The sequence below is a fragment of the Alcaligenes sp. NLF5-7 genome, from assembly GCF_024266725.1.
Lineage (GTDB): Bacteria > Pseudomonadota > Gammaproteobacteria > Burkholderiales > Burkholderiaceae_B > Alcaligenes > Alcaligenes phenolicus.
The window spans coordinates 3,376,618-3,387,332 of record NZ_CP100755.1 but is presented as its reverse complement, the minus strand read 5'-3'; the positions used below and the strand labels follow the sequence as shown (position 1 = coordinate 3,387,332).

8 protein-coding genes and 1 pseudogene are annotated in these 10,715 nt (G+C 57.5%); 2 read left to right on the top strand and 7 right to left on the bottom strand.

The genetic code is table 11. The features are described 5' to 3' along the window. Positions 1–3: 3 nt before the first annotated feature. The 6 genes from MID00_RS15590 to ndk all read right to left on the bottom strand — a co-directional run bounded on the left by MID00_RS15590 (position 4) and on the right by ndk (position 5,464). On the bottom strand, positions 4–639 hold the full coding sequence (locus MID00_RS15590; protein WP_009455880.1) for a tetratricopeptide repeat protein: 636 nt from the start codon (positions 637–639) through the stop codon (positions 4–6). 2 nt (positions 640–641) lie between these two features. Further along, positions 642–1,925, bottom strand: coding sequence for a histidine--tRNA ligase (gene hisS / locus MID00_RS15585; protein WP_060185243.1), 1,284 nt, complete (start codon positions 1,923–1,925; stop codon positions 642–644). A gap of 42 nt (positions 1,926–1,967) precedes the next feature. Then, the gene (gene ispG, locus MID00_RS15580; RefSeq protein ID WP_026483489.1) at positions 1,968–3,254 is read right to left on the bottom strand and encodes a flavodoxin-dependent (E)-4-hydroxy-3-methylbut-2-enyl-diphosphate synthase; all 1,287 of its coding nucleotides are present in this window, start codon (positions 3,252–3,254) and stop codon (positions 1,968–1,970) included. Then, on the bottom strand, positions 3,251–3,745 hold the full coding sequence (locus tag MID00_RS15575; RefSeq protein ID WP_009455883.1) for a RodZ family helix-turn-helix domain-containing protein: 495 nt from the start codon (positions 3,743–3,745) through the stop codon (positions 3,251–3,253). Before MID00_RS15575 ends, ispG begins: the two co-directional genes overlap by 4 nt. Then, a complete protein-coding gene (gene rlmN / locus MID00_RS15570; RefSeq protein ID WP_009455884.1) occupies positions 3,742–4,890 on the bottom strand; it encodes a 23S rRNA (adenine(2503)-C(2))-methyltransferase RlmN in 1,149 nt (382 codons plus the stop codon). The genes MID00_RS15575 and rlmN overlap by 4 nt, the downstream gene beginning before the upstream one ends. A gap of 148 nt (positions 4,891–5,038) precedes the next feature. Beyond that, positions 5,039–5,464, bottom strand: a complete 426-nt coding sequence (ndk, locus tag MID00_RS15565) for a nucleoside-diphosphate kinase (protein WP_009455885.1) — start codon at positions 5,462–5,464, stop codon at positions 5,039–5,041. Between the two features lie 253 nt (positions 5,465–5,717). Between ndk and MID00_RS15560 the strand changes: the two genes are divergently transcribed. Then, positions 5,718–8,570 (top strand): valine--tRNA ligase, encoded by a 2,853-nt coding sequence (locus MID00_RS15560; protein ID WP_083053370.1) that lies wholly within the window; start codon positions 5,718–5,720, stop codon positions 8,568–8,570. Positions 8,571–8,797: 227 nt separating this feature from the next. Here the strand turns inward: MID00_RS15560 and MID00_RS15555 are convergent, their stop codons facing one another. Continuing rightward, a complete protein-coding gene (locus tag MID00_RS15555) occupies positions 8,798–9,670 on the bottom strand; it encodes a LysR family transcriptional regulator (protein WP_254499035.1) in 873 nt (290 codons plus the stop codon). Here MID00_RS15555 and MID00_RS15550 point away from each other — a divergent pair. Then, positions 9,669–10,715: pseudogene (locus MID00_RS15550) on the top strand (DMT family transporter). The gene MID00_RS15555 and the pseudogene MID00_RS15550 overlap by 2 nt on opposite strands.

Sequence of the window (10,715 nt, the reverse complement as noted above, 5' to 3'; positions counted from 1 at the left end):
GAATTAAGCTCCTGCCAGGGCATCAAGTTTGATCTGTACCAACTGCGAAATAGGGTCTTGCTTGAGCAACTCCACGGCCTGCGTCCAGGCTTCGCGTGCTGCATCGTTCTGCCCTTGAGCGGCCAGAATATCGCCTTTGCGATCCGCAAACAGACCGGCAAAGCTGGCAGGAGGATTTGTCAGCTGAGCCAGGGCATCATCGTAATTCTTCTGTTCCAGCAAGATACCAGCCAGACGCAAACGCGCCAGCGGAGTCAGCGCCGGGTCGTGGTTGGTTTTAACCATCCACTCCAGTTGCTCACGAGCAGGCGTCAGATTGCCGCGTTGCTGCAAAGCCTGGGCAGCCAGCAAGACACCGCGGGAGGTGTAGCCAGACTTGGGGAAATCGTTACGCAAGGTTGTGCTGGCAGCCAGCACGCGGGCATCGGCCTCTTCGCCGGTCTGGGCAGCCGCACTTTCCAGCGCCTCAAAGTAACCCATGGCCTGACCGGCCTGATGCCCCTGGTACCACTGCCAACCGCGCCAGCCGGCCACCGCCGCCAAGGCAGCAAAAGCCAGCACGATGCACAAGGTGCCCCAGCGGTCCCACCATGCTCGCATGGCATCTAGTTTTTCCTGTTCTTCAAGATCGTAGGCCATGCTCAAATCCTTGCTGACAAAACACTGGCGAGTTCAGAAAATTCAACAGACTGTTGCTGCTCGGCGCCATCCGCAGCACGCAACCATTTCACACTGGCCTGTTCTTTTTGGAGCTCGTCGTCACCCAAAATAACGGCGGCCTGCGCACCACTGGCATCAGCCCGTTTGAACTGGGACTTGAAGCCGCTGGAGCCTGCATGGACTATCACCTGCAAACCGGCATCCCGCAATTGCTCGGCCAACAGCGAGGCCTTGCGCTGGGCTGCCTCACCCTGGTGAACCATATACACCTGACATTCAGGAATGGCGGGCTGCTCGCCATCTTGCGAGCACAGGTCCAGCAAGCGCTCCACACCAATAGCAAAACCCACGGCGGGCGAAGGCTTGCCACCCATCAATTCGATCAGGCCGTCGTAACGGCCACCGCCGCACACCGTCCCTTGAGCACCCAGGCGATCCGTTACCCACTCGAACACGGTCAGATTGTAATAATCCAGACCACGCACCAAGCGCGGGTTCAATGTGTAGGCAATACCGGCATCATCCAGACGATCGCAGACGCCCTGGAAGTGAGCACGAGACTCTTCACCCAGAAAGTCGAACAAACGTGGGGCCGCATTGGCCATTTCCTGCATGGCCGGATTTTTGGTATCCAGCACGCGCAAGGGGTTGGTATACATGCGACGCTGGGCTTCTTCGTCCAGCACATCCTTGTGCGCTTCCAGGTGCTCGATCAAGGCCGCACGGTGGGCGGCACGCTCTTCAGCCTGACCCAGGGAGTTCAGTTCCAGACGGATGTCCGTCAGACCCAGCTTCTTCCACAAACGGGCCAGCATGACGATCAGCTCGGCATCAACGTCCGGCCCTGGCAGACCCAACGCTTCCACGTCGATCTGGTGGAACTGACGGTAGCGGCCACGCTGCGGGCGCTCGTGACGGAACACCGGCCCCATCGCATAAACGCGATGAGGGCGATCGTACAAGAGATTATGTTCGATAGTGGCGCGCACCATGCCCGCCGTAAATTCGGGACGCATGGTGAGCTTGTCGCCGTTGAGCGAATCGGTAAAGGAATACATTTCCTTTTCGACAATGTCGGTGACTTCGCCAATACCACGAGCAAACAGCTGGGTATGTTCCAGCACGGGGGTACGCATATTGCGATAGCCATAGCTGGCCAACCATTCCCGCACCAGAGCCTCCAGGGCTTCCCACTGTGCGCTTTCACCCGGTAAGGTGTCTTTCATGCCCGTCAGGGCGCGGAGCTTTTGAAACTGCTGCGTCATAATTCTAATGGTTTGCTCGCCATAGACTGACAAGCGTGTTGATCAAACCGTTGATGTTTTGCCGTAGCGGCGCTCAACGTAATTCTGGACAATGGTCTGAAATTCCTGAGCGATAGTATCACCCTTCAGGGTCACCACCCGCTCGCCATCCACATAGACGGGTGCCGAAGGAACTTCCCCGGTTCCCGGCAAGCTGATGCCAATATCGGCGTGGCGGCTTTCCCCCGGACCATTGACCACACAGCCCATCACCGCGACGTTCATGGTTTCCACGCCGGGATACAGATCCTTCCAGACGGGCATCTGGTCACGCAAATAGCTTTGAATATCGTTGGCCAGCTCCTGGAACACCGTACTGCTGGTGCGACCACAACCCGGACACGCCACCACCATAGGGGTGAAAGCACGCAAACCCATGGTCTGCAAGATTTCCTGAGCCACCACCACTTCACGAGCACGATCGCCACCGGGTTCAGGAGTCAGGGAAATACGAATGGTGTCACCAATGCCTTGCTGCAACAAGACAGCCAAGGCAGCGGTGGAAGCCACAATCCCCTTGCTGCCCATCCCCGCTTCGGTCAGACCCAGGTGCAAGGCGTAGTCACAACGTGCCGACAAATCCTGGTAGACGGTGATCAGGTCCTGCACGTGGCTGACCTTGCAGGACAGAACGATACGATTGCCCGACAGCCCCAGTTCCTCGGCACGCTGGGCGTTGCTGATGGCAGAGATAACCAGAGCATCGCGCATCACCGCCTGAGCCGTCCAGGGATGAGCACGCTCGTTATTTTCATCCATCATGCGGGCCATCAGCTCGTGATCCAGGCTGCCCCAGTTCACGCCAATTCGCACGGCCTTGTCGTAACGGCACGCGATTTCAATCATCTTGGCGAAGTTATCGTCCCGGCGCTTGCCACCGCCCATATTGCCCGGATTGATCCGGTACTTGGACAGGGCCTGAGCACACTCGGGGTAATCTGCCAGCAATTTATGGCCGTTGTAATGGAAGTCCCCCACCAAGGGGACATTTACGCCCATGCGGTCCAGCTGCTCGCGAATGGCGGGCACTTCACGGGCCGCTTCGGGGGTATTGACCGTAATACGCACCATTTCAGAACCGGCACGCGCCAGTTCCTTGACCTGGATAGCCGTTGCAATAGCATCGACGGTATCCGTATTGGTCATGGACTGCACCACGACCGGGGCCGAGCCACCTAATTTCACAACATGATCGCCCCAGCGCACATCAACTGCGCGGGTTACCCGTTTGGGTTGGGCGCCCACCGGCAGAGGTTGGCAAGCAGAGGAAGTTTCGGGACCCTGCGTCATTTCTTCAAGTCCTTGAGCCAATCGAACACCAGCCACTCTTCGGGAACCCAGCCCCGATCAATGGCGTAAAAACCGGCTACCAGCAGCAAAACAATAATGATAAGAATCCAGATCCAGCCAAACCCGCCGCGCGAGTCGGCATACAGGCTCAAGTCCGCACTGGACAAGCCCGCACCCGAATGATTGCGCGGTACGGGCTTGGGCGCAGCGGTATCACTGACCTGAGCTTCCAGCATGACCAGCACGGCTGATACGTCAGCCTCCAGAAAGCGCGCGTAATTACGCACCATGCCCCGCAAAGGCTGCCCACCGGGCAACTGGTCCCACTCCTGAGCTTCCAGGGCCTCTAGCTGGCGAACCGAAAACTTCAGGCGGGTGGAGGCTTCGTTCAGCGTACAGGATCGCGCCAGGCGCAACTCACGCAATGTCGGGCCTACACCTGAGCCCGCTTCCGGAGCCGATTGGTTGGAGGGGACCAGAGTCTCGCTCATGCACGTTCCTGTTTGATTTGAATGACAGCACGATCAGGCAAACGTTGTTCGATACGGGTGCGATCACGAATATCGCCCGCCAACTGTCCACAAGCGGCAGCAATATCATCGCCGCGCGTCTTGCGCACTGTGGTTACCACCCCACCATCCATCAGCCGTTGGGCAAACTGTTTGACCCGTGCAGCTGAAGAGCGTTTCAGACCGGACTGCGGAAAAGGATTGAAAGGAATCAAATTAAATTTACAGCGCACAATGCGTGCGATATCCAACAGTTCCTGCGCATGCTGGTCGGTATCGTTGATGCCGTCCAGCATGATGTATTCAAACGTGATGAAGTCACGCGGGGCGTGCTCCAGATAGCGATTACAGGCATCCAGAAGCTCGGCCAGCGGATACTTCTTGTTCAGTGGCACCAGGCGATCGCGCAACGCATCATTGGGCGCGTGCAGCGATACGGCCAGTGCGACCGGGCAATCTTTGGCCAGACGATCCATCATGGGCACCACCCCGGAGGTGGAGACCGTCACGCGGCGGCGCGACAGACCGTAGGCATTATCGTCCAGCATCAGGCGCAAGGCACCGAGCACCTGATCGTAATTGAGCAGGGGTTCGCCCATGCCCATCATGACCACATTGCTGATGACACGCGTGCTGGTTTGCTCGGCATCGCCAATACGGGCGGTTTCCGGCGCATTCAGCAAAGCACGGCGAGCAAACCACAACTGACCAATGATTTCGGAGGTGGTCAGGTTGCGGTTGAAGCCTTGATAGCCCGTGGAACAGAATGGACAGGCCACGGTGCAGCCAGCCTGGCTGGAAATACACAGGGTGCCCCGGTCGTCCTCGGGAATGAAAACCGCTTCGACAGCGTTATTGCTGCCTACATCAAACAGCCATTTACGGGTGCCGTCGGTAGAAATATGTTCGTGCGACATGCTGGGCGCGGTGACAACGCAATTAGCGGTCAGCTGCTCGCGGAACTCGCGCGCCAGATCCGTCATCTGCCCAAAATCGTCTTGTTGACGCTGGTGTATCCAGCGCTGCAATTGGCGCGCGCGGAAAGGCTTGCCACCCCATTGGGCGACCAGTTCAACAAGTTGCTCCGGGCCTAGGCCCAGAAGATTGGTAGGTTCGAGCGATGACATAAAAAAATAATACCTTCACGCGTTCTGGCTATTACTTTCTTGCAGGAGTGCAAAAAAGCCCCTTTTTGCGGATTTGCCCGGCAAACCGATTCCGGTGAGCCGGGCAAGTCTTGCTCAGAGTGCCGCCAGTACTGCGCGGTTTAACGAATTAACGGCTGTAAACGTTGCACTCTGGGAAGAAGAAAGCGATTTCGACAGCAGCGGTTTCAGGAGCGTCGGAACCGTGAACAGCGTTAGCGTCGATGCTTTCAGCGAAGTCAGCACGGATGGTGCCGGCGTCTGCTTTCTTGGGGTCGGTGGCGCCCATCAGTTCGCGGTTCTTGGCAATGGCGCCTTCGCCTTCCAGAACTTGTACGAATACAGGACCGGAAACCATGAAGTCGACCAGATCCTTGAAGAAAGGACGCTCGGCGTGCACGCCGTAGAAGCGCTCGGCTTCGCCACGGGACAGGTGAACCAGGCGACCAGCGATCACTTTCAGGCCAGCGCCTTCAAAGCGGGAAATAATCTGACCGATCACGTTTTTAGCAACAGCGTCGGGCTTGATAATGGACAGAGTGCGTTCAATAGCCATGTGAAAATCCAAATAAGAACAATATAGTGTAGTCTTTGCTGCGTAAAGCAAAATGCAGATCCGACGGTTCGCGCTAAATTTTTTAATGAAAACAAGCACTTTCATCAGATTTACGGCAACCCGGCATTTTACCACGCCAAAGACGCACGGCCACATCTTAAAATAGTGCATCTTAAATTCGTTTTTTACCCAGGATTAGTCCCGCCCTATCTGGCACTGAACGTGCAATAAGGGGCAGGCAGACCGCATCACCATGACCAACTCATCCGCTACGACCTCCGACGAGCAATTATCCAAGAGCTTTGAACCCCAGGAAATCGAAACGCGCTGGTACGCGCGCTGGGAGCAAGCCGACCTTTTCAAGGGTGGCCAACATGTCCAGCCCTTGGGTGATCATCAGTCCGAACCCTTTGTGATCCAGTCCCCACCACCAAACGTCACCGGGACTTTGCACATGGGCCACGCCTTTAATCAGACCATCATGGATGGCCTGACGCGCTACCACCGCATGAAAGGCGACGATACGGTCTATATTCCCGGTACCGACCACGCCGGGATTGCGACCCAGATCATCGTGGAACGCCAGCTTGATGCCCAGAACATCAGCCGCCACGACCTGGGCCGCGAGAAATTCCTGGAAAAAGTCTGGGAGTGGAAAGAGAAGTCGGGCAATACCATTACCGGCCAGTTCCGCCGCCTGGGCGCGTCCTGTGACTGGAGCCGCGAATACTTCACCATGGACGACAATCTGTCCCGTGGCGTGCTGGAAACTTTTGTCCGTCTGTACGAGCAAGGCCTGATTTACCGCGGCAAGCGCCTGGTGAACTGGGACCCCGTGCTGGGCACCGCCGTGTCTGATCTGGAAGTGGTCAGCGAGGAAGAAGACGGCCATCTGTGGGAAATCAGCTATCCGCTGACCACACCTCAAGGCGGTCTGACCCACCTGACGGTGGCCACCACCCGCCCCGAAACCATGCTGGGCGACGTCGCCCTGATGGTGCACCCTGAAGACGAGCGCTATATCGGCCTGATCGGTCAAACCGTTACCCTGCCCCTGGTTGGCCGTTCCATCCCGATCATTGCAGACGACTACGTAGACCCGGCCTTTGGTACCGGCGTGGTGAAGGTTACTCCTGCCCACGACTTCAATGACTACGCCGTTGGCCAGCGCCACGGCCTGGAAATGATCAGCATCCTGACGCTGGATGCCCATATTGCCGACACCGCTCCCGAAGCCTACCAAGGCCTGGAGCGCTTTGCTGCACGCAAGCAAATCGTGGCCGACCTGGAAGCCCAGGGCCTGCTCAAGGCCGTCAAGCCACACAAGCTGATGGTGCCACGCGGCGACCGTACCAATACGGTTATCGAACCCATGCTGACTGACCAGTGGTTTGTCGCCATGAGCAAGCCTGCGCCAGAAGACTCCCTGCACCCCGGCAAGAGCATCACCCAGGTTGCCCTGGATGTGGTGGCCGATGGCCGTGTACGCTTCTACCCCGACAACTGGTCCAACACCTACAACCAATGGCTGAACAATATTCAGGACTGGTGTATTTCCCGTCAGCTGTGGTGGGGTCACCAGATCCCCGCCTGGTACGCCGAAGACGGCAGCCTGTTTGTCGCCCGCTCCGAAGAAGACGCTCTGGAACAAGCCCGCGCTGCTGGCGTGACCGGCCCACTGCGCCGCGACGAGGACGTGCTGGACACCTGGTTCTCCTCCGCCCTGGTGCCCTTCACCGATCTGGGCTGGCCTGAAGAAACCCCGGATCTGGCCCGTTACCTGCCCTCCAGCGTGCTGGTCACAGGCTTCGATATTATTTTCTTCTGGGTAGCCCGCATGGTCATGATGAGCATGCACCTGACTGGCCGCGTTCCGTTCAACACCGTCTACGTTCACGGACTGGTGTGCGATATGGAAGGCAAGAAGATGAGCAAATCCAAGGGCAACACGATTGACCCGGTGGACTTGATCGACGGTATCGACCTGGAAAGCCTGATACACAAGCGCACCTTTGGCTTGATGAATCCCAAGCAGGCTCAAAGCATTAGCAAGCGCACCAAGAAGGACTATCCCGATGGCATCCCCGCCTTCGGTACGGACGCGCTGCGCTTTACCATGGCCGCTTACGCCACCTTGGGTCGCAACATCAACTTCGACATGAAGCGCTGTGAAGGCTATCGCAACTTCTGCAACAAGCTGTGGAACGCCACCCGCTTTGTGCTGATGAACACCGAAGGCCATGAACTGCACACCGACGCTGCTGCCGAACTGAGCTTTGCAGACCGCTGGATCATCAGCCTGCTGCAAGGCCTGGAGCAGGACGCCGAACGCGGTTTTGCCGACTACCGTTTCGACAACGTCGCTAACGCCATCTACCACTTTGTCTGGGACGAGTACTGCGACTGGTACCTGGAACTGGCCAAGACCCAGATCCAGAACGGCACGCCCGAGCAGCAACTGGGCACCCGTCGCACGCTGATCCGTGTACTGGAAGTAGTACTGCGCGTGGCACACCCCATTATCCCGTTCATTACGGAAGAGCTATGGCAGAAAGTCTCGGTGGTAGCTGGCAAACGCGCTGCCAATGAAACCACCAGCATTTCGGTCCAGCCCTACCCTATCGCCAATCCGGCCGCCATTGATGAACAGGCCATGGCACAGGTTGCAGAACTGAAAGCCCAAGTGGACGCGATTCGCGCCTTGCGCGGCGAGATGAACCTCTCGCCCGCTCAGCGCGTGCCACTGGTTGCCCAAGGTGATGCTGCAATCCTGAGCGCCAATAGCCCCTATCTGGCCAGCTTGTGCAAACTGGAAAGCGTGGAGATTGTGGACCAACTGCCCACCGACGCCGGCGCCCCAGTACAAGTGGTCGACACCACTCAGCTGATGCTGCACGTAGAGATTGACGTGGAAGCGGAGCGTATCCGCCTGTCCAAGGAAATCGAACGCCTGCAAGGTGAGATCAACAAGGCCGAAGCCAAACTGGGCAACGCCAGCTTTGTAGAACGTGCGCCCGCCGCCGTGGTTGAACAGGAGCGCCTGCGCGTGGCTCAATTCGGTGAGACACTGGCCAAGGTGAAACAGCAGTTTGATCGTCTGGGCTAATTGCCTGAATCAGGTCTCGGTGACGAGAGAAGGCCCTGCACTAGTGCAGGGCCTTTTTGCATCTATGGTCCTTCGATCCCGCTGCACTATTCCGATTACTCGCAACACACCCTCCCTGTTCATACGAAACAGAAGAACACAGGAGCATCACACCAGCGCAGACCGGTCGCGCACAGAAGCTATCCCGCACTGACACAACAAGAAAAAGCGAAGCCATCCTGAACGCATCACCTCTTGTGATGTATTTTCCGGGCTATCCGCAAAAACGCCTGAGCAGCAGGAGAAAGCCGCTCGAAATTCAGAGCCGCCAGAGCAATTTCACGAGGCCTACACGGCTCCAGGCTGCGATAAATCACCCCTTCTGGCGGCTCCGGCAAGGCCAGCCTGCCCGCAATGGTCACAGCCACTCCTTGCGCGACAAAGCCCAACATGGAGGACAACTGCTCGAAACGGAACAAGGTCCTGGGGACCGCCCCTGCCGCCGCCAGAAACCGATCTACATGCGGGCCAGAGCCTGCCGCAGTCCGAATAAACGGCAAGTCATGAAAGTCACTGGCAGAAACACGGGCGCAAACGGCCAAATGATGCTCTGCCGGCAGCACGGCCACCAGCTCATCCTGGGCCAAGGGCAAGCAGTCAAAGCGATCATCTGGCAAGATCACAAAGCCCAGCTCCACACGCCGCTCCAGCAGCCACTGCGCCACTTCACTATCAACACCCTCATCAATCTGCACCTCCACTTCGGGATGCGTCTGCCTGTAGCAAGCCAATAAATGTGGCAGCAAATGCAAGGACGAGGAAGCCCCAAAAGAAGCAATACGCAAGGTGCCACGGGCAATTCCCTGCTCGTAGCAGGCCTCCTGATGCAAGGCCTCTTTCTGCTGCAGGATGTCGTTGGCACGTTGCAGCAATTTCGCCCCTACTTCCGTCAACTCCACTGAGGTCGGGCCACGAGAAAACAGGCAAACACCCAAATCAGTCTCCAGCTGCTTGAGCGCATGACTGACCGCACTTTGCGTAATCCCCAAGGCACTGGCTGCTCGAGAAAAGCTGCCTATCCTGGCCAGCACGGAAAAGATTTCTAGTTGAGTGAAGGTCATGAGCGTTTACTCATTCGACTATGAGGCAATAAAAGTAAATAGTACCCCTGCTGAAATCTTCTCCATAGTGGCTTTAATGAAATCTCCCAACTACTCCGTACACCTAAGTCTGATTGGCATGGCCGCTCTGTGGGGAGCTTCCTGGCCCTGGGGCCGAGTCGTGGCGCAAGCCATGCCGCCTTTGGCGGCAGCCAGTCTGCGCTTCCTGATTGCCAGCGTCGCACTGCTGCTTTGGATGAGCTGGAGCGGCCGACTGAAAGCCCTATGCACACTTGACTCCCGAGAATGGCTAGGTCTGCTTAACGCGTCGGCTTTTGGAGTGTTTGGCTATTCAATTTTCTTTCTTCTGGCCCTGAAACTGGTGCCAGCAGGCAAGGCCAGCATGGTCGTTGCCCTGAACCCGGTCCTGATCCTGATACTGGCTTCTTTGTTGTTTCGCGAGCCAGTCAACAAAAAGATGAGCCTGGGAGTAATCCTGGCCGTATCAGGGGCTCTCTATGCCCTGAGTGCCGGCTCTATTAGCAGCCTCATGCCGGGCCAGAGTGGAATAGGCGAATGGCTATTACTGGGCTGTGCACTGTGCTGGGTCAGCTACACCTTGATTGGCCGCACCGTACTGACCACCGTAGATTCTCTGACCGCCACCAGCATGACCACATTGATTGGCGCAGTGCTGCTGTCCATCAGCAGCTTGGGGGTGGAGGGTCTTTCGGTCTGGGGCAGCCTGAGCCATGCGCCAAGCCAAGCCTGGTACAGCGTGTTGGCCTTGGGCCTGGGTTCAACGGCTCTGGCCTTCGCCTAGTATATGCACGGCGTGAAAAGCCTGGGTGCCACATCCGCAGGCGCCTATCTGGCCCTGGTACCACTGTTTGGCGTTTTACTGTCCAGCCTGTGGCTTAAGGAGGCCCTGAACCCTTCCTTGATCGGCGGAGGTTTGCTGGCGATTAGCGGGATGGCCCTGATGAGCTGGGGACGGCAGACACTGAATGCCAAGGGCGATGCCCCTGCAGAAAATTCGGAACTGCAACTTGGTCAGTACGACTAA